This is a genomic window from Parahoeflea alexandrii (genome assembly GCF_027214025.1).
In the GTDB taxonomy this organism is placed as follows: domain Bacteria; phylum Pseudomonadota; class Alphaproteobacteria; order Rhizobiales; family Rhizobiaceae; genus Hoeflea; species Hoeflea alexandrii_A.
Map to the genome: position 1 here is coordinate 731,980 of NZ_JAPWHB010000002.1, position 20,670 is coordinate 752,649.

Below are 20,670 nucleotides of genomic sequence, written 5' to 3' on the forward strand. Positions count from 1 at the left end.
GCCTACAGGTTGATCATGCCGATGCTGGTGCCACCGCAGACATAGAGTGTCTGCCCGGTGACAAAGCCGCTCGACGGATCGCAGAAGAACAGGAACGCATTGCTGACATCGTCGACCGATCCCAGCCGTCCGACCGGGATCCTGTTGGCAAGATCTGCCTCGCGGTCGCTGCCTTTCGGGATGATGCCCCAGAAATTGTCGGTCTGGATCGGCCCCGGCGCCACCACATTGACGGTGATGCCATGCGGCGCCAGTTCCAGCGCCCAGGTCCGCGCCATGCCGATCATCCCGGCCTTGGTGGCGGAATAGGCAGTGCGCGTCGGCACGCCAAGCGCCGCGCGCGAGCCGTTGAACATCACCCGGCCGAATTTCTTCGCCTTCATCGACGGCAGGAAGCCCTGCAGCAGCATCAGCGCCGATCCAAGGTGCAGTTGCGCCAGACCGGTGATGTCCTCCGGCTTGGCCTCTTCCACCAGGTTGGGCCAGATCAGGCCCGCATTGTGAACGAAGTGGGTGACGGCATGGTCGGCGACGATGCGGGAGGTGGCGGCTTTCACCGCCTCCGCATCGAGCAGATCGCATTCCAGGCTGACGAGCCGCTCATGCTCCCACTCAGGCGCATTACGCGACAGGTTGATCACCGTGTAGCCGCGCTCGAGCAGTTTGCCGGCCAGGTCCGCGCCGATCCCCTTGGACGCGCCGGTGATGACGGCGGTGTATTCGCTCATGCTCTTTCTCCAGAACCTGTCCGTACGGGCACCAGCGCCAGCACCCTGAGCGGGCTGCCGGTGCCGCCCTTGATCTTCAGCGGCGGCGCGATCAGCATCGCGCCCGTCGGCGGCAGCCGGTCGAGATTGGATAGGCATTGCAGCCCGTACTTTCCCGCCCCATGGAGCAGGTAATGCGCCGGATAGGGTGGCGAGTAATGCGACCCCTGCCCCGCATCGGTGCCAACCGTCTCGGTTCCGAAGCCGCGAATATCCCTGGCCAGCAAGGCCTCGATCGCCGCTGGAGTGGGCCCCGGTGAATGCGGCCCGTCGTCAGCCATGTTGAGATACTCGGCGCCGCGCCGTTTCGACCAGTCTGTGCGCATCAGCACCCAGCTGTCCGCCGGAATCGGGCCATGCTCGGCCTCCCAGGCGTCGATGATCTCCGGCGTCAGCTCGAAATCATCGTTGCGCGCAGCACCTTCGGAGCAATCGATCACCACCACCGGCCCGACGAAAACCGAGGGATCGATTTCATCGACAGCGCCATTGGCGACGTCGCGGCCCGACACCCAGTGGATCGGCGCATCGAAATGCGTGCCGGTATGTTCGTTCATCGAGATATTGTGCCATTTCCATGCCGGCCCACGGCCGTCATAGGCAGAGACTTCCTCCATCCGGAACCGGGCGCACTGGCCGAATTCCGGCGGCAGCACAATCACCGGGAAATCCGGATCCAGCGTGTGGGTCAGATCGACAATTTCAACCGAGCCGTCAGCAAGTGCCGCGGCAAGTCCTTCGAGTGGATTGCTCATCAGGCCCCTCCCGCCAGTTCACGTTCCAGAACCTTGGGATCACGCCGCCAGCGCTCCTCCAGATCTTTCGCGACATCTCCGCAATAGACATCCTCGAGCCCTTCGCAGAGCGCTTCGACGATGGACTTGGAGAGTACTTTCGGCGCCACTTTCGGCGGTGGCAGCGGTTGATGCCATTCGTCATCGGTCGGCCCGGCAAAGACATTGATCACCCTGAGTCCCGAAGCGCGGAACTCGGCCCTCAGCGTCTGGCTGATCGACAGCGCCGCCGCCTGGCTGGCCGAAAACGCGCCATACTGCGGGTCAGCCGACAGGGCGTGCACCGACAGGAGATTGACGAAGGCAACGGCGGAATTGACGCCGTCAGCGGTGCGCGACGCCATCCCCGGGCCGAAGGCCTGCGCCAGCCGCATCAGCCCCAGCGCATTGATCTCGAATTCTTCACGCGCGAACACCGTGTCGGAGCCGAGCACGCCACCGGGCCGCACATGCCGCGCGGTGTTGATCAGGATATCGGTCTTGCCGCCGATCTCTGCCGCCAGTTTCTTCACCGACGACGGGTCGGAAACATCGAGCGGCATCACCGACACCCGCTCCAGCGCAGCGATCGCCGCATGATCCGAGCCGCGCCGCCAGCTTTCGGACTCCCCGACAAAGATGTGCGACGCGCCCGCTTTCAGCAGCGCCTCGATCAGAGGCCCTGTCGCCGGCGACCTGATGTCGGTGATCAGCACCCGCCGGTGTTTCGGGTGCGCGGTGAGCTCGCGCAATTGCGGATCGTCCTCCATGTCGGGACTCCTTTCCTGGGGCAGAGCGATCATCACGCCCTGTCCGGCCTTGTCGAGCTTGAGATCCATGCGAATTGTGTCGCCACGGCCGACATCGCCGTGCAGATGGCACAGAACCGTCGGCCCGGCCGCGAGCCGCACCAGGCCGGAACGCCACGGCAGCCGCTCGCGGTAATAGGGATCGGGCGAGGCGTGAATGCGGGTCTCGGCGATCACCGTTCCGTCCCGCGCCGTCTCGCGCCAGGCGAGATCAACCGAGAGGCAGGTGCAGCATGCATCGCGCGGCGGATACTGGACAGTTCCGCACGCTTCGCAATGCTGCAGCGAAAACACGCCCCGCGCCGCGGCGGACGTCAGCCCCAGCGCCGCCCGCGAACGCATCTGCGGCGGCAGTGTCGGCACCATCTGGCGCAGTTGCGGGTTTTTCTTTTGCGGCGGCAGAAGCTTTTCGGTCATGCACCCTCTCCCGTCAGGATCGTCGCCGATGAACACAAGCCCCGGTCGTAATTGATCATCCCGAACCCCGACACCATCGCGGTCCGGGCCTTGGCAACCTGCGTGCCGCCGGCCTGGCCGGTGACCTGCCTGATCGCCTCGACCAGCCCGAGATAACCGCCGGCGGCGCCCGCCTGCCCGGCAGACAGCTGCCCGCCCGAGGTGTTGTGCGGAAAGTCGCCGGTGATCGTCAGGTCGTGTTCGCGCACGAAGCGCGCTCCCTCGCCCTTGGCGCAAAACCCCAGATCCTCGAACTGCATCATCGAGATCACCGGGTAATCATCATAGGTCTGCAGCAGATCTATGGCTTCAGGCCCGCAACCCGCCATCCCGTAGAGCTCGTCGATGTCCATCGCCCAGCCGCCGCGCAGCTGAACCGGGTCCTCGGGAAAGGCGTTGTGCCGCTCGATCGTGGCCGAGATCCTCGCATAGGCGAGACCGCGCTTCTGCGCCTCCTCCTCACGCATCACCAGAAAGCCTTCGGCGCCTGCGCAGGGCATGACGCAATCGAACAGTCCGAACGGTTCGGAAATCGGCCGGGCGGAGAGATATTGCTCAAGCGTGAGCGGCGATTTCATCATGGCGTTGGGATAGTTCAGCGCATTGGCGCGCTGGGCCACCGCGATGCGGCCGAAGTCCTCGCGCGTCACCCCGTACTCGGCCATGTAGGCGTCAGCGATCAGCGCGAAACTGGCATTCGGCCCGCCCGATCCGTAGGGATAGGAGGCATCCATCGCAAAGCGCGAGAACGAAGACAGCAGCTGCCGGAAACTGTCGATCCGGTTGGCATCCCCGGCAATGCAGGCGACCACGTCGACGTCACCGACCTGCACCGCGCGCGCGGCACGCCTCAGCGCCACCACCCCGCTGGCGCCGCCCATCGGAATGCTGTCAAGCCATCGCGGACTCACTCCCAGATGCTGGGTCAGCCCCACAGGCGTGTCGGGAAACAGCGTGAAACTGGAGACCGAGAACCCGTCCAGCTCCCGCGGTGAAAGCCCCGCCACTTCGAGCGTCTGCTTCAGCGCACGCGCGATCCACCAGTGCGCGGTTTCCTGCGAATAACGGACATAGGGCACCGAGACAGGCGCGGTCAAAACCACCCCGTCGTAACTCTGCCGCTTCACGCTGCCGTCCGCTTCTTCATGCCGCGAGTGTCTACCGTTGCCGGGTCCTGCACAAGCCTCTCGGCCAGCTCCTTGAGTTCCCGGCGCTGGATTTTCTGTGTCGATGTCAGTGGCAGGGCGTCGACAAAGGCGACATAGCCCGGCGCCTTGTAATAGGCGAGCTGCCCCAGGCACCAGCCGACAATCTCGAGGGCCAGCGCCTCGCCCGGCTCGCCGTCCACTTTCAGGCAGGCAAACACCTCGTCCCCGCGCACCGGATCGGCCACCGCCGCAACCGCGGCGGCCTTGACCGCCGGATGCCGCATCAGCGCCGATTCGACTTCGACAGCGGCGATGTTCTCGCCCGATCGACGGATCACGTTCTTCTTGCGGTCGACGAAGAATATCGAGCCGTCTGCTTCCCGGCGGACGATGTCGCCGGTGTGAAACCAGCTGTCCGCCCAGGCTTCATCGGTGGCGTCAGCGTTCTTGAAATAGCCTGCGAAAAATCCGCGGCGGGGATCCCTGCCCGCATGCCGGACCAGCAGCTCGCCCGGTCCGCTTTGGCTCACATAGCCGTCTGTATCGACGATCCGCGCCTCGAGTTCCGGCCCGGGCTTGCCCAGGCAGCTCTCGCCCACCCGGCGCGGCAGCCGGTTGGCGCAGATCACCGCCCCCGCACCGGTTTCCGTCATGGCCCAGGCCTCAACCAGCGGAAAGCCGAAGCGGGCCTCGAATGCCGCATGGAGTTTCGGATCGACGCCTGCACCGAACCCGAACCGGACTGCATGGTCCCTGTCCGACTGCGCCTCCGGCGCGCCCATCAGCATCGACGGCATGACGCCGAGATAATGCAGGCATGTGGCACCGCTTTCGCGCACGCTGCGCCACCAGCTCGACGGATGAAACCGGTCGAGCACGGTCAGGCAGCCGCCGACGGCGACCATCGCCATGAAGGAATAGGCCATGGCGTTCATGTGAAAGATCGGCAGCGGCGTGATCATCCGCTCGCCACCGGTCGTCAGTGCGCAAAGCCCCCCGGCATTGGCATACCAGCGTCCGGCTTCAAGAAAATAGGTGTTGGTCAGTATGCAGCCCTTGGGGCTGCCGGTGGTGCCGGAGGTATAGAGCAGCGCTGCTTCCATCTCCTCGCCACCCAGTTCCTCGCCGCCCTCGTCTACGCGCAGCGCAACCGGCCCCGCTGTGCCGGGCTGGGGCACCGGATCCCCCGGCGCGATTACCGGAACCGAAAGCCCGGCTTCCCGGGCCGCAGCGGCGAGACCATCGCAACGATCCGCAAGCGCCACGATCAGCGAAGGCTCAGAGTGTCCCGCCATATAGGTGAGTTCCGAATGCCTCAAGTCCGGATTGACCGGAACCACGGAGGCGCCGATCCGGTTGAGCGCAAGCAGCCAGACAAAAAACTGCGGCCGGTTTTCCAGAAGCAGCATGACCCGGAATCCCGGGCCATAGCCTTTCTGTTGCAGCGCCGCCGCAAGTTCCGTGACTTGCTCCTGTGCCTGCCGGTAGCTCGTCTCGCCGGGTTCGATGCCGTAGATCGCGGCCGTCTCCGCCATGACGTTGAACACGGGACGGTCCGGATAAAGCCCGGCGCTGGCGGCAAAGGCCTGCCAGATGGTCTGGGTTCCCGGCTCGATCATGGCAGCAGCTGGATGTTGCGGAAGGCCGCGTCGCAGTTGAGGATGTCGACCCGCTTGTTGGCGATCCGGAGCTTGCCGTCAACCAGCGCGAGTTCGTGCCGCGCGGTCAGCGCCAGCAGGAACTGCTCGTCAAGCCGGGTCTCAACATAATGCATGAAGGTCTTGGTCACGAAGGTTCCGGCGGCCTCGTCGATCTCGTCGACAAACGGACGCTGGATGACGTGATGACACCGGCTCTTGGGCTTCTGAGAGAAGGTGCGCGCCCCGTTGAGCCGCTCGACCCGCAATTTCAGCATGAACAGGTCTTCATACATCAGCGAGGTCACGTTCAGCGGATCGGTCTGGTTGTAATCGAGCGGCATCCAGTAGTGGCCATCCTTGAGCCACAGCGCGAGCCATTCATCGTAGCGCCCTTCATCGAGCATGCGCACTTCTTCATAGATGAAGTCGATCAGCTGATCCTTGGAAACACTCATTCCGCAGCCTCCCGGACATCGTCCATGTCAGAAATCATGAACTTGACCCAGGCATCGAACTGGTTGCGCATCTGCCGCTCCGTGGTGCCGTTTTCGACCTTTTCCTCGCTGAAGTCCTCATCCTCCTGGTAGAGCCGCTGGATGTTGACCCATTCCATTCCGTCAGACTGCAACCCCTCCTGCGCCCGCTCGTACATTTCCAGATCGTCATGCCCGACGATCGACGTCGGCGCGTTGATCATGCGGTTGTACATCGCGGTGCGCGCGGTCAGCTGCTCGGGCCCGTCGACGAGGCGGTAGATGTAGCTCTCCACCAGCGTCTTGTCCGCCGCCAGCGGAATGAAAACGCGAAGCTGCTGGATCGGCCCCTTGATCATGATGTTGGGGAAATAGACCGTGTTGTGGCGGTTTTCGCCCAGGATTGCTTTGGCCTTTTCCTCGCCATAGGCCTCGACCATCTTCTCCATGTATCCGGGAATGGCCGAGTAGTTGGAGTGGATCGAATGATGCACGCCGGTGTGGCCATGGCCGTTCGGCCAGGTCCGGATGCCCATGTTCTCGAAGAACTCGTAGGGCGACATGAAGGGTGCGATGATCTCCATTGCCGGCGGCAACGGCGTGCCTTCCGGCATGTCGAGTTCTTCCCACAGCTTGACCGCGGTACCGGCCGAACTCTCGTGCGCCACCATCGGATGGCAGGTGTCGGTCTGGTTCTCGACCAGCATTTTCCAGTTGCAGTGATGCATGTATCTGAGCGGCGGCCCGGCGACCTCGAGCCTGCCCGCAGGCGAGCGGTCGACCATGTTGTCGATCGAAGACAGCGAACCGTCGAAGTACTCCTCGAACGAGATCCCGGTTTCGGCCAGGCGGCAGAAGATGAAGCCGCGGTAGTTCCTGACTTCACCTACGGCCTTCATGCCCTTGCCACTGTCGCTTTTGTCAAAGCCGGTGTTCTCGTAGCCCTTCTTAAGCGGGATCGCCAAGAGGCAGCCGTCGGTCTTGAAGGACCAGGCATGATAGGGACAGCGGAAGAACTTGCCGGTGTTGCCGGCCCTGTCGATGACGATCTTCGTGCCCTTGTGCGGGCAGCGATTGTGCAGCACATGCACCTCGCCGTCGCTGTGGCGAACCTGTATGACCGGCTGGTCACCCACTTGCGTGGAGAAATAGTCGCCCTTGTTCGGCGTCTGGCTTTCATGCCCGACAAACACCCACGCATTGGCAAACAGGTGCTTCATCTCGAGCTTGTAGATTTCCGGATCAATGTAGACGTCGCGATGGACCTCGTTGCCGCGAAAAAGGTCCCTGATCGCAGCCGGATTGTCTGAATATCGTGCCATTCCTACCTCCCTATAGATCGAGCACGAGGCGGGCGGATTTCGCCCGGCTCACGCAAATCTGCATGACTTTGCCTTCAGCCTTCTCGGCATCGCTGAGCACCACATCGCGGTGATCGGGCTCGCCCGCGATCACCTCGGTCTGACAGATCCCGCAATCGCCGCGCAGACAGTCGTGAATGAGTTCGACGCCGCCTGCCTCGAGCACATCGATGATGGTCTTTCCGACCGGGATCTCGAAGACCTCGCCGGTCGCCCGGATCTCGACCTCGAAGGCCCTGTCACCAGCCTGCTCGGCGGCCGAGGCAAACAGTTCGAAATGGATCCGGTCCGGTGTAACGCCTGCCGCCTCCATCGCCGATTTCACCGCCTCGATCATGCCCTTGGGGCCGCAGACATAAACGTGCTCTTCCGGGCCGACTGATGCGGCCAGCGCGGCAATGTTCAACGCGGTTTCGGGCTGGTCATCGAAATGCAGGGTCAGTTGATCGCCAAACGCCTGTTCCAGCTCGTCCCGGTAGGCCATCGCCGCGCTGGTCCGTCCGGCATAGTGGAAGCGGAACGGAGTTTCATCGTGCTTGAGCGCGTTTGCCATGCTGACGATCGGCGTGACGCCGATGCCGCCGGCAATCAGCAGCGCCGGCTTGCCCGCAACCAGCGGAAAATCGTTGCCCGGCGGCAGGGCCAGGACCTCGTCATCAATAGCAAGATCGTGCATGTACCGCGACCCGCCGGTACTCTGCGCCTCGAGCTGGACTGCAAATCGGTACCGGCCGACGCCGCTGCCCGGTGACACAGGCTCGAAATCGACGAGCGAATAGGACCGCTCTCCGGCCGGCAAACTGAACTTGACGTGAGCCCCGGGCGTGTAGCCGGCAAGCGCCCCACCGTCACTGCGGACAAATTCCAGCTGCCGAACGGTTTCCGTCAGCATGCGGGCAGACGCGACTTTCAATTTGACCGGCTCAAGCACTTCCCAGATCTCCATTGCCAAGAAACATGAATTTTCATATAAATCTTGTCAAGAGGTTTTTGTTGAAGATACACGAAGGGGATGCGATGAAAGCTCCCCTGAGAGCGCGGAATCCGGATGAACAAGACAATCGAAAACCCCAACGACCCTTTTGTCCCAAACTACCTGCTCTATCTTCTGGCGGCGGCAAGCGAGGCGGCAAGCGCGCGCTTTCACAGTCACGTTCGCACCCGCGGGCTGCGCGTTCCCGAGTGGCGCGTCATGGCCTGCCTGACCGATACCGATGGCTCCATGGTCACCGAACTGGCGCGTTACGCCATGATCGAACAATCGCGCCTGACAAAGATTATCATCCAGATGGATGCCCGCGGCCTGGTCAGCCGCCGAAGCGATCCGAAGGACGGTCGCCGCGTGCGGGTGTTCCTCACGCCGCAGGGGCGGACTCTTGCCGATGAACTGGTTGCGGACGCGAGAGCCCATGAACTGGAATTGCTCAAATCGTTCCACGGCGGCGATGGCACCGAAATCAAGGACACGTTGCGGGCATTGATCCGCCATCTCGAATCCGACCAGTCCGGTCAAGGCGACAATACTGTTTCGCTCGCCAGAAACGCCGAAACTGCAGATTCATGAAAAAGATGGATAGATGACATTGCATGTTTTTATATGATATTGCATGTTTCTAGCGTCAAGGTCAGAAGATGACTATCTGACCGTCACTCACCGGGAGGAAGTGCATGAAAAAGTTTGGGACCCTAATGGCAAGCACGATGCTGGCGGTTGGCTTTTCCGCCTCAGCAATGGCTGCGGACATCAATCTGACCATTTCAAGCTGGCTGCCGCCATCACATCCGATCAATGTCGACATGCTCGAGGGCCTCGTCGACATGATGGAAGAAGCCACTGACGGCAAGGTCAGCGGCGAGATCAAGTTGGGCCTTGCCCCCCCGCCGGCGCAGATGGACCTGATTCTTGATGGTGCCGCCGATATTACCATCATCTTCAACGGCTACCAGCCGGGACGTTTCGTAGGCACCAAGCTGATCGAGCTTCCGGGCTATGAAGGCAATGCCGAAGCCGCATCCGTCGCCTATTGGCAGGCCCACGAGAAGTACCTGGCCAAGCTCGACGAGTTCAAGGGCACCAAGGTCATCGCGCTGACCACCCATGGCCCCGGCCAGATCCACTCCAACAAGCCAGTCAACACCCTGGCCGATCTCAATGGCCTCAAGACCCGCCTCGGCGGCGGCGTTTCGGCCGATGTCGGCGCCGAACTCGGCCTGATCGGCATACAGGTGCCAGCTCCGAAGGTCTACGAGACGCTGTCTTCGGGCGCGGCCGACGCGGTTGCCATGAACATGGGCGAACGCCTCAGCTTCAAGCTCAACGAAGTCGCCAAGAATGTCTACGAAATGCCGGGCGGCTTCTACCGCGGCGCCTTTGCCGTGCTCATGAGCGAAGACAAGTTCAACTCGATGCCTGACGATGTGAAGGCAGCGCTTGAATCAAAGGTCTTCGGTGAGCCCGCTTCCAAGATGATGGGCATCGCCTGGGACAAGAGCGACGAAGCCGCACGCGAAGCCACCCTCGCCGCCGGTGACAACAAGATCGTCACCGCCAGCGAAGAGGACCAGGCCAAGTTCGCTGAAATGGCTGCGCGGGTGCGCACCAAGGTCCTCGCCGAGATCTCGGCGCTGGGGATCGATGCAGACGCCGCCCACGAAATGGTGGCATCGACAATGGCATCCTACGGCAAGTAATATCGTTGCGGGGGCATGCACCGCCCTGCCCCCGCACACCCGCCTGCAAGGAGCCTTTCATGAAATCCTTCGCCAGATTGCTGAACCGGTTGACGGAGTTGCCGATGCTCCTCGCCGCGGTAACCCTGTTCATCCTGATGGTGCTGACATTTGCCGATGTCATCATGCGCTCCACCTTCTCGGCCCCCATCGAGGCGGCCACCGAACTCACCCGCATCGCCATGGCGGTGATCGTCTTTGCCTCGCTGCCGGTTGTGTCCGGCCGCGCCGAGCATATCGTTGTCGACCTGCTCGATCCGATCTTCCTGCGCGCCGGCATCAAGCGCATTCTCGACGGGCTGATCATGCTGATCTGCGGCATTCTGTTGGTCTGGCCCGCCATGCGGTCGTTTGATCTGGCCAACCGCGCCAGGAGTTACGGCGATCTGACCGAATATCTCTCGATCCCGGTGTTCTACATCACTTGGTTCATCGCCTTCATGACGCTGGTCACCGCAATCACGATGGCGCTGCGCGGCATGGTGACTCTCTTCAAGCCAGACCTTCTCCGAGGCGCACATGATTGAATCCATCATCGGTTTTGCCGCAGTGCTGCTTCTGGTGCTGCTGCGGATGCCCATTGCCTTTGCCATGGCCATCGTCGGCATGGCCGGCATGACCTACGAAACCAATTTCACCGCGGCGATCTCGCTGGTGTCCCGGCTGATCATCGACACCAGCCAGGATTACGGGCTTTCCGTGGTGCCGCTGTTCATCCTGATGGGCCTGTTCGTCAACAAGGGCGGCATCAGCCGCGAACTCTACCAGGTCTCCAACGCCTTTCTCGGCCATTTCCGCGGCGGCCTCGCAATGGCCACCATTGCCGCCTGCGGCGGCTTTGCCGCCATCTGCGGCTCGTCGCTCGCCACCGCCGCCACCATGTCCAAGGTGGTGATGCCGGAAATGCGAAAACTCGGCTATTCCGATGAGCTGTCCTCGGCTTCGATCGCCGCCGGTGGAACGCTGGGGATCCTGATCCCTCCATCAGTCATCCTGGTGATCTATGGCCTGCTCACCGAAACCTCGATCGGCAAGCTGTTCATCGCCGGCATCATTCCCGGCATCCTCGGCATCGTGTTCTACCTGGTGGCCGTACAAATCTCGGTCTTCCGCAATCCCGCGGCCGGTCCGGCCGGCCGGCGCTTCAGCCTCGGCGAGAAAATGCAGGCCCTGCGCGGGGTCTGGTCGGTGCTCTTGCTGTTCTTCCTGGTGATCGGCGGACTCTACGGCGCGCTCGATTTCTGGCCGCTCCACCTCACCTTCTCCCCCACGGAAGCCGCGGGCATGGGCGCCATGGGCGCTTTCTTGATCGCCCTGTTCCGCGGATCACTGTCGGTCGGCGAGACAATGACCGTTCTCAAGGAAACCGCCTCCACCACCGCGCAGCTGTTCAGCGTTCTCATCGGCGCCTGGATCTTCTCCAACTTCGTCAACTACGCAGGCCTGCCCGAAGGCCTCAAGGAGATGATCGTCAGCGCCGACCTGTCGCCCTGGCTCGTGATGACGGTGATCCTCCTGATCTATGTGGCGCTCGGCTGCGTGTTTGAGAGCCTCTCCATGCTGCTCCTGACCGTACCGATCTTCTTCCCGATCGTTGTCGGGCTCGGCTACGACCCGGTCTGGTTCGGCATTGTCGTCGTGGTGGTGACCGAAATCAGCCTGATCACCCCGCCGGTCGGCCTCAACGTCTTCATCCTGAAGAGCGTCGTCGGCGACATCTCGGTCGGGACCATCTTCAAGGGCGTCACGCCATTCTGGATGATGGACATCGTCAGGCTGCTGATCCTTGTGCTGTTTCCCTGGCTGGTGCTGTTCCTGCCCTCGCAGATGTAGAACGCACACCGGCGATACGGTGAGTGAATCCCGATGAAAATGCAGGCTTACCGGAGGTTGGCACCACCCTCCGGACCAACGGCTTGCCGCTTTCGCTTGACCTCACCCGGCCATCGGACTATTTTTTGAGTAGACACTCAAAAAAATAGGTGCCCGATGAACCGCCACGTCTCAAATCGTGATATTTCGATCCCCGAGAACTGGGACCGGCGTGGCCTTCCCGGGTGGACCTATCACAGCGACGCCTTTCTCGAACTCGAGAAGCAGGAGATCTTCCGCAAGCACTGGCAGATCGCCTGTCATGTCTCGGACCTGCCGGACCCAGGCGACTACACCGCCTTCGACATGTGCGGCGAGCGGGCGCTGGTGCTGCGCGGCACCGATGGCGAGGTCCGCGCCTTCCACAACATGTGCCGTCACCGCGGCGCCCGCGTCGTTGCCGATGAACACGGCTCCTGCAAGGGCGCGCTCGTCTGTCCCTTCCACGGGTGGGTCTACAATCTCGACGGCACCCTGCGTGGCGCGGCACGGCCCAAATCCTTCCCCGACCTCGACAAGGTCGAGTTCGGCCTGCAGCCGCTCGAGGCCGAAGTCTGGAACGGCTTCGTCTTCGTCCGCTTCGAAAAGGGCCCGCAAGGCTCGGTGGCCGAACTGTTCCAGCCCTTCGCCGAGGAAATCGCCCATTTCAACATCGCCGACATGGTGCCGAGCGGCGAGATCTGGACGATGGTTTCCAAGGTCAACTGGAAATCCGTTCGCGACGTCGACAATGAAGGCTACCACGTGGCGCTGGCCCACCCGGCGCTGCAGGATCTCTACGGCCGCTCCTACTACGATGAGCCGTTCGTCAACGGCATCTCCAGATCCTATGCCGAATGCAACGAGAACGGCCGGCGCTGGAGCGTGCGGAATTATCTCAAGGCCATGCAGCCGCGCCCCGGCATGCCGGATTACCTTGAGCGCGCCTGGGTCTATTACGGCATGTTCCCTAATGCCGTCATCGCCGTCACGCCGGAACTCGCGCAGTTCTACCAGGAGTTCCCGCTCTCGACCGGCGAAACCTTGCTGCGCGGCTCGATCTACCGCTACCGCGACGAGACCCGGCAACAGACCGTCGCCCGCAAGCTTGCCGCCCGCATCGACTACGAGACCATGGGCGAGGATGTGCGGCTGACCGAATGGTCGAACGAGGCGATGAGCTCAAGCGCCTTCCAGGGCTTCTATCTCTCCGATCTGGAATACGGCGTACGCAGCCATCACGATCATATCCGCGCAACCCTTCCGGTCAGCACGCTCGACGAGCGCCCGAAGGAAGACGAGATTGCCGCGCTGAACTCCGAGATGACGATCGATTTCTGATCTCCTCCGGACGGCGTCACAAAAGCTACACCCGCCTGGCGGTTGCCTCGGGCGGGTGTTGCTTTTGTGATCTTACGACCGTTTGTCTCCGGCGCGGTGTCAGCCCTGCCAAATTCCTTCCTGGCGCAGGTCGCGCATGGTCCGCGAGATCCCCTCGTGCAGGATCCCGGCCATGGTGTCGATCTGCTCGCGGCTGATCACCAGCGGCGGCGACATCACGCACATGTGCACCAGCGGCCGCACCAGAAGGCCAAGCTCCTGGCAGTGCCGGTCAATGCGCACACCGACTTCGGTATCAAGCCGGATCGGATTGTGGCTTTCCCGGTCCGCGACGCACTCGATGCACGCCATGAGCCCCATGCCGCGCACCTCGCCGACAAGTTCCAGCTCTTCCAGCCCTTTCATCTTCTCATGAAAATAGGGCGTGATCTCGCGCGCATGCTCGAGCAGCTCATCTTCGAGTATGTCGAGGTTCTTCAAGGCCACCGCACAGCCGATCGGATGGCTGGAATAGGTCAGGCCATGCGCGTACATCGCCTCGGGATGGTTGGAGGCGCGAAGGCTTGCAAGCAGCCGGTCCGACACCACCATGCCGCCCAGCGGGAAATAGCCGGATGTGACCCCCTTGGCGAAGGTGATGATGTCCGGCACCACGTCGAAACAGCTCTCGGAGGCAAACACGTGCCCGAGCCGGCCGAAGGCGGTGACCACCTCGTCTGCAATGAACAGGATGTCGTTGGCGCTGCAGATATCGCGGATCGCCTTGAAGTATCCTTCCGGCGGAACGATCACCCCGCCCGACGCCATGATCGGCTCGCCGACGAAGGCCGCAATGTTCTCGGGCCCGTGCACGCGCACAGCCTCTGCGAACTCGGCCACAAGCTGGTCGCGAAAATCCTCCAGACTCATGCCCTTCGGCCGCCGGAACGGATCCGGGCATGACAGACGGATCATCATGTCATCGGCGAAATCCATCCAGTTGCGTGACCGCTGGCTGCCGTTCAAGCTCGCCGACAGATAGGTGCTGCCGTGGTATCCGCCATCGCGGCAGATGAACTTCTTCTTGCTCTCGAGCCCGCGGACATTGTTGTAGTACTGCGCGAACCGGAGCGCGCTTTCCACCGCCGTCGAGCCGCCGGTTGTGAAGAACACGTGGTTGAGATCGCCGGGCGCGTGGTCGGCAATCCGCCGGGCCAGCTCCGCCGACGGTTCATTCGACGTGTACCAGGGAGAATTGTAGGACAGCTCCATCGCCTGCTGCCTGAGCGTGTCGGCCAGGATCTCGTTGCGATGCCCGACATTGGTGCACCACATTCCGGCCGGACCGTCGATCAACTTTCGGCCCTTCTCGTCATGCACATAGACCCCTTCGCCCGACCCCAGCATGCCGCGCGCTTCCGCTCCGATCGTTCCTGCCGTCGGCCAGGGCTGGATCAGGTGATCAACCGCGTCCTGCGTGGCCTTCTTGTACATATGGGTGTTTGTATCGGGCATGATGCGAACTTCCTGAAAGACATGCGCGGCACCTGAATACAAAGGTTCGGGGGCGCCAGATGAAGCAGTTATTGAATGGCTGTTCAGTCAATTTGGCAGAAAAACGGCTTGCATTCAACTCTCTTTTGGCCTCAAATCGGGCCGACCTGTTCCGGCTGAGAGCGAGAAGAACAGGCACCCTGAATGCCGGCACGGGAACAGCCGGCAAATCCGGTCACGGCGAGGAACTGCATTTGGATCCGTCTGCCCCCACACTGCCTGTTGAGCGCGATCGCGGCCAGTCGCCCGTCATGCGGTTTTTAGGCTCGGAGACAGGCAAGGGCTGGCTGACCATCTCCCCGCCGCTGCTCTACGCCATGCTGCTCTTGATCGGGCCGATCATCGTGATCGTGGCAAACAGCTTCTGGTCGCAGGACTACCTGACCATCGACCGCACCTTCACGCTCGACAATTACAAGGCGGCTCTGACCGAGCCGATCTACCGTGACCTCCTGATGCGCTCGCTATTCGTCTCGGTCACCGTCGCCTTCGTCACCGTCATTCTCGCCTACCCTGTTGCCTGGTTCGTGTCGTTCCACGGCGGCCGCTACAAGGGTCTATGGCTGTTCGTCATCACCGTTCCGTTCTGGTCGGGCTACCTGCTGCGTATCCTGTCGTGGAAGGTCATTCTCGGCTACAAGGGCGTGCTCAACAGCGGGCTGCTGTCCCTCGGCATTATCAGCGAGCCGCTCAACTGGCTGATCTACAACGTCAACGCCGTCATCATCACGCTGGCCCACAGCTGGGCCGCCTTTGCCATCCTGCCGCTCTTCGTTTCGCTGGAAAAGCTCGACCGCTCTCTTCTCGAAGCTGCCGCCGATCTCGGCGACGGCCCGGTGCGGCGGTTTCTCAGGATTACACTGCCACTGACCATGCCCGGCATCGTCGCAGCGCTGATGATCGTCATGATCCCCACGGTCGGCGATTACGTCACCCCGAAACTGGTCGGCGGCAAGGACGGCGTGATGATCGCCAATGCCATCCAGGTTCAGTTCGGCAAGGCCTCGAACTGGCCGCTGGGCGCGGCGCTCGCCGTCAGTACCATGGTCATCGTCTCGATTGTGGCGGGCGGCATCGTCCTGCTGCTCGCCGGCCTCAAGAGGCTGCTCAAATGAGGTTCCTTCCAAATCCCCGGCGGCTGCTTTCCACCTATGTGATCGTCTATGTGGCGATCCTCTATTTCCCGGTCCTGCTGCTGCCGGTCTTCTCCTTCAATGATTCCGCCACCCCGAAGCTACCCTTGGTCGGCTTCACCTTCCGTTGGTACGAAAGCCTGTCGGGCAATGCCGCCATGCAGGGCGCAGCCTGGAATTCGCTGATCGTCGGCGTCAGCGCCGCTTTCCTAAGCACGGTTCTCGGCATCTGCGCCGCCCGCGCCATCACCCGGCATCGCTTCCGCGGCAAGGCGGCCGCCAGCAGCCTGATCATGGCGCCGCTTATCTTGCCGGAAATCATCATCGCCATTTCCCTGCTCGTCGTCCTGCTCGGTCTCGGCTTGCAGCTCTCGCTGATCACCGTTATTCTCGGGCACCTGCTGATCTGCGTCCCCTATTCGGTGACAGTTCTCGTCTCGGGCTTCGAAGGCTTCGATCCGAGCATGGAGGAAGCCTCGCGTGATCTGGGCGAGACGGCCTTTGGCACGCTCCGGCGCGTCACCCTTCCGATGCTGATGCCGTCGATCGTCTCGAGCCTTCTGGTCACCTTCACCATCTCGCTCGACGAATTCATCCTCGCCTTTTTCTTGAGCGGCACAGAGCCGACGCTGCCGGTCTATATCTGGGGTCAATTGCGCTTCGCCGCCAAGCTTCCCAATGTGCTGGCACTCGGCTCAATCCTCATTGCAGCCTCCCTCGTTCTGCTCACTGCCGCGGAACTGTTCCGCCGCCGCGCCGAACGGAAGATGGCGGTCCGCCCATGAGCAATGAACCCGAAGCCGAACAGCAACCTGACAAGACGGGCCGATAGACCATGACAGTCACACCGATGATCGAAATCAGGAATGTCGACAAGAGCTTCGGCCTTTTCCGCGCGCTCGATACGCTCAACGCATCTATCCGGGAAGGCGAGTTCTTCTCGCTGCTGGGGCCTTCGGGATGCGGCAAGACCACCCTGCTCAGGATGATCGGCGGCTTCGACAATCCCTCTTCGGGCGAGATCCTGATCGGCGGCAAATCCATGGCCGGCATCCCGCCCAATCTCAGGCCCACAAACATGGTGTTTCAGAGCTACGCCATATTCCCGCACCTCAATGTCTCCGAGAACGTGGCCTACGGCCTCAAGCGCCTGCGGCTGGGACGCGACGAAGAGCAGAGCCGAGTCCGGCAGGCGCTGGAACAGGTCGAACTCTCCAAGCTCGGGCCCCGCATGGGCAACCAGCTCTCCGGCGGCCAGCGCCAGCGGGTGGCGCTGGCCCGGGCGCTGGTGATGCGTCCCAAGGTGCTGCTGCTCGATGAACCGCTGTCGGCGCTCGACAAGAAGCTGCGCGAGCAGATGCAGGTCGAACTCAGGCATCTGCAGCGTCAGATCGGCATCACCTTCGTGCTGGTCACGCACGACCAGTACGAGGCGCTGAGCATGTCGGACCGGATCGCGGTGATGTTCGAGGGCCGCATCGCCCAGATCGCCGAACCCAAGGAAATCTACCAGAACCCTGCCACAAGGCAGGTTGCCGATTTCCTCGGCGGCATGAATTTCCTGACCTCGTCCGAGCTCGCGGTCAACGGCAAGAGCTTCACCGCGACGCTGCCCGGCATCGGCGACATCACAGGGCATCTTGCCGGCAAGGCGATCCCGGATCCGGCAAGCGCCATCATCGGCATTCGCCCCGAACGCCTTCGCATCGTCTGGGAGGGCGAAACTGCCGATCCCATCATCACCGGCAAGGTTGTCGATCGAAACTACTTCGGAGAGGTAACCTCGCTGGCGGTCGGCATCAAGGGGCAGACCCAGCATCTTTCAGTCGTCGAAACCAACGACTTCGGCGCCGACGATATCCCGGTCGGTTCTGACGTCCGCATCACCTATGACCGGGACGCATTCGTCATCATGCAGGGCTGAAGCCCCGGGAAAAGAAAAAGGCGCCGGAGTTCGGCGCCTTTCTGTTGTCTGCTGAGCAGTCAGCGGCCGGTCAATACCCGGCTTTGATCTTTTCGAATTCTGCAATCATCTTCTGCTTCAGTTCCACCGGAACCGGCGACTGGAACAGCGTCTTGTCGACAAACGACGCCACGTCGCCGTAACCGGCGCCTTCAAGCGTTTCGGCGTCGATCGCCGCCATGCCCTTAGCGTTGCTGTGCCCGTATCCCCATGCGGAAACGATGTAGGACGACACCGCCGGGTCGAGCGTGGCATTGATGTAATCGTAGGCCTTGTCCACGCTGCCTTCACCGCCTTCCAGCAACACGTAGCCGCAAACCCACGTCGACAGCCCCTCTTCCGTGTCCTTCTTGATCGCCACAGGCACTTCGTCAGCCTGCAATGTGGTGGCGGTTTCGTTCCATGCCCAGGCAAGATCGACTTCCTCACCGGCCATGGCCTGGCTCAGTTCGGTGTTGTCGGTCCAGTAAAGCCGCACGTTCTTGTGAACCTCGCGCAGAAATGCCGAGGCCTCCTCGAATTGCGCGTCGGTCATATTGGCCCAGTCTTTCAGGCCTATCGCCAGCGAGGCCAGCGCATAGGCGTCATCGACACTGTCGCCGATCGAGACGCGATCCTTGAACTTCGGATCGGCAAAGGCCTTGAGAGAAGCAATGTCGGCTTCATCGACCTTGTCGGTGCGGTAGGTGACGGCGGTGTTGCCCCATTCAAATGGCACGATCCAGGCCTTGCCGTCCTCGGTGGTCATCAGATCCTTCATAGATTTGAAGCCGGGCAGGATGTTGTCCCATTCCGGGATGCGCGAGGTATCGAGCGGCTTGAGCAAACCCGCGTCGCGCCACTTTACCACGCTCTGCGAGCAGGGATGCGCGACATCGGCCTTGAATCCGGTGCGAAGCTTCTGGAACGCTTCCTCCTCATCCCCGAAGAAAGCGAAGGTCGGGGAATCGCCATGCTTGGCGACATAGGCGGGGTGAAACTCCGGATCTTCATATCCGGCCCAGTCAAAGACTGTCAGCTCCGCATCCGCGGCCGATGCCATCATTGGTGCGGCGGTGAGCGAGAGGGCGACGGCGAAACTGAAAATCAAACCTCTGGAATGTTCTTTTTGCATTGTTATCTCCTTCATGAGTCTTCTGCTTGAAGTGTCGACGGCGGACCGCCATCTGCGAAGTGCCTGGGAAATATCGTGCGAAGGGTATCGAACGCGACCTTCAGCGCGGCTTCGCGCTTGTAGCCGCGGCCAAACAGCATCATCCTGAGCCACAACCCTTCCTGCATGGCATAGATCGCGTCTGCCGTGCTTTGCGGGTCAAACGCATATCCGCCCTCCTGCTTGGCCTTCGCGCATATCGCCGCCAGCGTTGTGCGGTACTTGGCGTCCCGCTCCCATGCCATTTCGTGATAGGCGGGCTTGGATCTGGCCTCGGTGATCAGCGCAAACCAGGCGGCAAGCTTGCGGTGCGTGCAGATCTTCCTGTCGAGGTCGGCCGTCACCATCGCACGCAACTGCGACGCGGTATCGGGAGCCGCCTTCTCCACCATCGCCTGCCAGTTGGCGGTGTATTCGTCCTGCAGGAACTTGATGGTTTCGGAAAGCAGGTTTTCCTTGCTGGTGAAATGGAAATTGACGATCCCGCGCGACAGTCCGGCCCCGTCCGCCACGTCGGCAAGCGTCGTTGCCGCATAGCCGCGCTTGGCCAGGGAATCGATGGTCGCGTTGATCAGCTGCTCCCGGCGCAGCGCCTTGGGTTCGCGCCGCCGTGCCGCATCCGTCGCCGGCGTGGCCGGCGCTGCACTCTCGTTCTTACGTCCTGCGCTCAGGGTCCCGATCCTTCCTCATGAGATTGACTGTGCATCGGCCTGGTTCCGAATACATGGGTCGGACAGTGTTCGCCGCTGTCGAGCACCACCTGCATGGCGCTCCAGGTCCTGATGTTCTTGTCGACATAACCCGCGCCGACCGCAGCGGCGACAGGCGCGTACAACGGCCCCTTGAGCCGCTCGAGTTCGCCCCGCGCCACGTCGCGATACCATGCGTTCCGGTTGACGGTGCGGACATCGGTAAAGCCGGCTCTCTGCATGGCCATTTCATAGCGCCGCGCCGACGCCATTCCGAAGCTCAACCCCTCGGCGGCGAGATAGTCCCGCATCGCGGCGGATGGCTCGCCGTCATGCGATGTCAGCCAGTCGCTGGCGGCAAACCGGCCGCCCGGCCTGAGCACCCGGAAGATGTCCTCAAACAGCGCCTCCTTGTCGGCCACATGAATGAGCGCGTCCTTGGAGAACACCAGGTCAAAACTCTGGTCAGTGAAGGGAAGCGGCCCCGGCGCGCCGCGCACGAAGCTTGCCCTGTCGGAAAGCCCCTGCTCTGCCGCCCGCCGGGTCGCCAAGTCGACCACCGGCTGCTCGACATCGAAGCCGACGATGCTTGCCGGCTGGTATTCCCGCGCCAGGAAAAGTGTGATGCCGCCCGACCCGCAGCCGATATCGAGTACGTGGCTGTCCGCAAGATCGACCCCGGCGACGACCCGGCGCACCTCATCCGGGCCGCCGGGCGACAGGAACCCCTCGCCCCACAGGGCTTCAAGAAACCGGATCGCGATGTCGTCATATTCCGGCGCATCGCCTTCAGGAATATCTCCAGCAGGCGTCTTTGGTGCAGAATCGGCTTGTCCATCCATCATGATGG

20 protein-coding genes are annotated in these 20,670 nt (G+C 62.1%); 8 read left to right on the top strand and 12 right to left on the bottom strand.

The genetic code is table 11. The features are described from left to right. Positions 1-2: 2 nt before the first annotated feature. Genes O4H62_RS09690 through O4H62_RS09725 form a run of 8 tightly spaced genes read right to left on the bottom strand, consistent with a single transcriptional unit; the run spans position 3 to position 8,373 of the window. The gene (locus tag O4H62_RS09690) at positions 3-728 is read right to left on the bottom strand and encodes an SDR family NAD(P)-dependent oxidoreductase (RefSeq protein WP_269387319.1); all 726 of its coding nucleotides are present in this window, start codon (positions 726-728) and stop codon (positions 3-5) included. Further along, positions 725-1,522 (bottom strand): cyclase family protein, encoded by a 798-nt coding sequence (locus O4H62_RS09695; RefSeq protein WP_269387320.1) that lies wholly within the window; start codon positions 1,520-1,522, stop codon positions 725-727. Before O4H62_RS09695 ends, O4H62_RS09690 begins: the two co-directional genes overlap by 4 nt. Beyond that, a complete protein-coding gene (locus O4H62_RS09700) occupies positions 1,522-2,766 on the bottom strand; it encodes an SDR family oxidoreductase (RefSeq protein ID WP_269387321.1) in 1,245 nt (414 codons plus the stop codon). Before O4H62_RS09700 ends, O4H62_RS09695 begins: the two co-directional genes overlap by 1 nt. Beyond that, positions 2,763-3,932, bottom strand: coding sequence for a thiolase family protein (locus O4H62_RS09705; RefSeq protein WP_269387323.1), 1,170 nt, complete (start codon positions 3,930-3,932; stop codon positions 2,763-2,765). Before O4H62_RS09705 ends, O4H62_RS09700 begins: the two co-directional genes overlap by 4 nt. Beyond that, on the bottom strand, positions 3,929-5,572 hold the full coding sequence (locus O4H62_RS09710) for an AMP-binding protein (RefSeq protein WP_269387324.1): 1,644 nt from the start codon (positions 5,570-5,572) through the stop codon (positions 3,929-3,931). The genes O4H62_RS09705 and O4H62_RS09710 overlap by 4 nt, the downstream gene beginning before the upstream one ends. After that, positions 5,569-6,048 (bottom strand): aromatic-ring-hydroxylating dioxygenase subunit beta, encoded by a 480-nt coding sequence (locus tag O4H62_RS09715; RefSeq protein ID WP_269387325.1) that lies wholly within the window; start codon positions 6,046-6,048, stop codon positions 5,569-5,571. Before O4H62_RS09715 ends, O4H62_RS09710 begins: the two co-directional genes overlap by 4 nt. Next, complete coding sequence (locus tag O4H62_RS09720) at positions 6,045-7,388, bottom strand: aromatic ring-hydroxylating dioxygenase subunit alpha (RefSeq protein ID WP_269387327.1); 1,344 nt, start codon at positions 7,386-7,388, stop codon at positions 6,045-6,047. Before O4H62_RS09720 ends, O4H62_RS09715 begins: the two co-directional genes overlap by 4 nt. 10 nt (positions 7,389-7,398) lie before the next feature. Beyond that, complete coding sequence (locus O4H62_RS09725) at positions 7,399-8,373, bottom strand: PDR/VanB family oxidoreductase (RefSeq protein ID WP_269387579.1); 975 nt, start codon at positions 8,371-8,373, stop codon at positions 7,399-7,401. 102 nt (positions 8,374-8,475) lie between these two features. Between O4H62_RS09725 and O4H62_RS09730 the strand changes: the two genes are divergently transcribed. The 5 genes from O4H62_RS09730 to O4H62_RS09750 all read left to right on the top strand — a co-directional run bounded on the left by O4H62_RS09730 (position 8,476) and on the right by O4H62_RS09750 (position 13,349). Beyond that, complete coding sequence (locus O4H62_RS09730) at positions 8,476-8,991, top strand: MarR family winged helix-turn-helix transcriptional regulator (protein ID WP_269387329.1); 516 nt, start codon at positions 8,476-8,478, stop codon at positions 8,989-8,991. Between the two features lie 104 nt (positions 8,992-9,095). Then, positions 9,096-10,118 carry a TRAP transporter substrate-binding protein gene (locus tag O4H62_RS09735; RefSeq protein WP_269387330.1) on the top strand — a complete coding sequence of 341 codons (1,023 nt, stop codon included), beginning with the start codon at positions 9,096-9,098 and terminating at the stop codon, positions 10,116-10,118. Positions 10,119-10,177: 59 nt separating this feature from the next. Beyond that, a complete protein-coding gene (locus O4H62_RS09740; protein WP_269387331.1) occupies positions 10,178-10,684 on the top strand; it encodes a TRAP transporter small permease in 507 nt (168 codons plus the stop codon). Then, positions 10,677-11,990, top strand: a complete 1,314-nt coding sequence (locus tag O4H62_RS09745) for a TRAP transporter large permease (RefSeq protein ID WP_269387332.1) — start codon at positions 10,677-10,679, stop codon at positions 11,988-11,990. The genes O4H62_RS09740 and O4H62_RS09745 overlap by 8 nt, the downstream gene beginning before the upstream one ends. 156 nt (positions 11,991-12,146) lie before the next feature. Continuing rightward, positions 12,147-13,349, top strand: coding sequence for an aromatic ring-hydroxylating oxygenase subunit alpha (locus O4H62_RS09750; RefSeq protein WP_269387335.1), 1,203 nt, complete (start codon positions 12,147-12,149; stop codon positions 13,347-13,349). A gap of 99 nt (positions 13,350-13,448) precedes the next feature. On the opposite strand, the gene O4H62_RS09755 is transcribed toward O4H62_RS09750, so the two are convergent. Continuing rightward, complete coding sequence (locus O4H62_RS09755) at positions 13,449-14,843, bottom strand: aminotransferase (protein WP_269387336.1); 1,395 nt, start codon at positions 14,841-14,843, stop codon at positions 13,449-13,451. Positions 14,844-15,133: 290 nt separating this feature from the next. On the opposite strand from O4H62_RS09755, the gene O4H62_RS09760 reads away from it, so the two are divergent. From O4H62_RS09760 to O4H62_RS09770, 3 genes are all read left to right on the top strand, one after another. After that, entirely contained in the window at positions 15,134-15,997 is an 864-nt protein-coding gene (locus O4H62_RS09760) for an ABC transporter permease (protein WP_269387581.1), read from the top strand. After that, a complete protein-coding gene (locus tag O4H62_RS09765; RefSeq protein WP_269387337.1) occupies positions 15,994-16,800 on the top strand; it encodes an ABC transporter permease in 807 nt (268 codons plus the stop codon). The genes O4H62_RS09760 and O4H62_RS09765 overlap by 4 nt, the downstream gene beginning before the upstream one ends. A gap of 65 nt (positions 16,801-16,865) precedes the next feature. Beyond that, complete coding sequence (locus O4H62_RS09770; RefSeq protein ID WP_269387583.1) at positions 16,866-17,939, top strand: ABC transporter ATP-binding protein; 1,074 nt, start codon at positions 16,866-16,868, stop codon at positions 17,937-17,939. A gap of 70 nt (positions 17,940-18,009) precedes the next feature. Here the strand turns inward: O4H62_RS09770 and O4H62_RS09775 are convergent, their stop codons facing one another. The 3 genes from O4H62_RS09775 to O4H62_RS09785 are packed head-to-tail and all read right to left on the bottom strand — an operon-like array spanning position 18,010 to position 20,665. Beyond that, the gene (locus O4H62_RS09775) at positions 18,010-19,092 is read right to left on the bottom strand and encodes an extracellular solute-binding protein (RefSeq protein WP_430538402.1); all 1,083 of its coding nucleotides are present in this window, start codon (positions 19,090-19,092) and stop codon (positions 18,010-18,012) included. Between the two features lie 11 nt (positions 19,093-19,103). After that, positions 19,104-19,811: a TetR/AcrR family transcriptional regulator gene (locus O4H62_RS09780; RefSeq protein WP_331284457.1), complete on the bottom strand. Its 708-nt coding sequence runs from the start codon at positions 19,809-19,811 to the stop codon at positions 19,104-19,106. Further along, positions 19,799-20,665, bottom strand: coding sequence for a class I SAM-dependent methyltransferase (locus O4H62_RS09785; RefSeq protein ID WP_269387338.1), 867 nt, complete (start codon positions 20,663-20,665; stop codon positions 19,799-19,801). The genes O4H62_RS09780 and O4H62_RS09785 overlap by 13 nt, the downstream gene beginning before the upstream one ends. Positions 20,666-20,670 lie beyond the last annotated feature (5 nt).

Bases quoted from the DNA above. Each gene is read 5' to 3' on its own strand.
- O4H62_RS09750 (WP_269387335.1), top strand. From the start codon at position 12,147: ATGAACCGCCACGTCTCAAATCGTGATATTTCGATCCCCGAGAACTGG.
- O4H62_RS09725 (WP_269387579.1), bottom strand. From the start codon at position 8,373: ATGGAGATCTGGGAAGTGCTTGAGCCGGTCAAATTGAAAGTCGCGTCT.
- O4H62_RS09755 (WP_269387336.1), bottom strand. From the start codon at position 14,843: ATGCCCGATACAAACACCCATATGTACAAGAAGGCCACGCAGGACGCG.
- O4H62_RS09715 (WP_269387325.1), bottom strand. From the start codon at position 6,048: ATGAGTGTTTCCAAGGATCAGCTGATCGACTTCATCTATGAAGAAGTG.
- O4H62_RS09765 (WP_269387337.1), top strand. From the start codon at position 15,994: ATGAGGTTCCTTCCAAATCCCCGGCGGCTGCTTTCCACCTATGTGATC.
- O4H62_RS09785 (WP_269387338.1), bottom strand. From the start codon at position 20,665: ATGATGGATGGACAAGCCGATTCTGCACCAAAGACGCCTGCTGGAGAT.
- O4H62_RS09695 (WP_269387320.1), bottom strand. From the start codon at position 1,522: ATGAGCAATCCACTCGAAGGACTTGCCGCGGCACTTGCTGACGGCTCG.
- O4H62_RS09700 (WP_269387321.1), bottom strand. From the start codon at position 2,766: ATGACCGAAAAGCTTCTGCCGCCGCAAAAGAAAAACCCGCAACTGCGC.
- O4H62_RS09745 (WP_269387332.1), top strand. From the start codon at position 10,677: ATGATTGAATCCATCATCGGTTTTGCCGCAGTGCTGCTTCTGGTGCTG.
- O4H62_RS09775 (WP_430538402.1), bottom strand. From the start codon at position 19,092: ATGCAAAAAGAACATTCCAGAGGTTTGATTTTCAGTTTCGCCGTCGCC.
- O4H62_RS09720 (WP_269387327.1), bottom strand. From the start codon at position 7,388: ATGGCACGATATTCAGACAATCCGGCTGCGATCAGGGACCTTTTTCGC.
- O4H62_RS09710 (WP_269387324.1), bottom strand. From the start codon at position 5,572: ATGATCGAGCCGGGAACCCAGACCATCTGGCAGGCCTTTGCCGCCAGC.
- O4H62_RS09740 (WP_269387331.1), top strand. From the start codon at position 10,178: ATGAAATCCTTCGCCAGATTGCTGAACCGGTTGACGGAGTTGCCGATG.
- O4H62_RS09760 (WP_269387581.1), top strand. From the start codon at position 15,134: ATGCGGTTTTTAGGCTCGGAGACAGGCAAGGGCTGGCTGACCATCTCC.
- O4H62_RS09735 (WP_269387330.1), top strand. From the start codon at position 9,096: ATGAAAAAGTTTGGGACCCTAATGGCAAGCACGATGCTGGCGGTTGGC.
- O4H62_RS09690 (WP_269387319.1), bottom strand. From the start codon at position 728: ATGAGCGAATACACCGCCGTCATCACCGGCGCGTCCAAGGGGATCGGC.
- O4H62_RS09770 (WP_269387583.1), top strand. From the start codon at position 16,866: ATGATCGAAATCAGGAATGTCGACAAGAGCTTCGGCCTTTTCCGCGCG.
- O4H62_RS09730 (WP_269387329.1), top strand. From the start codon at position 8,476: ATGAACAAGACAATCGAAAACCCCAACGACCCTTTTGTCCCAAACTAC.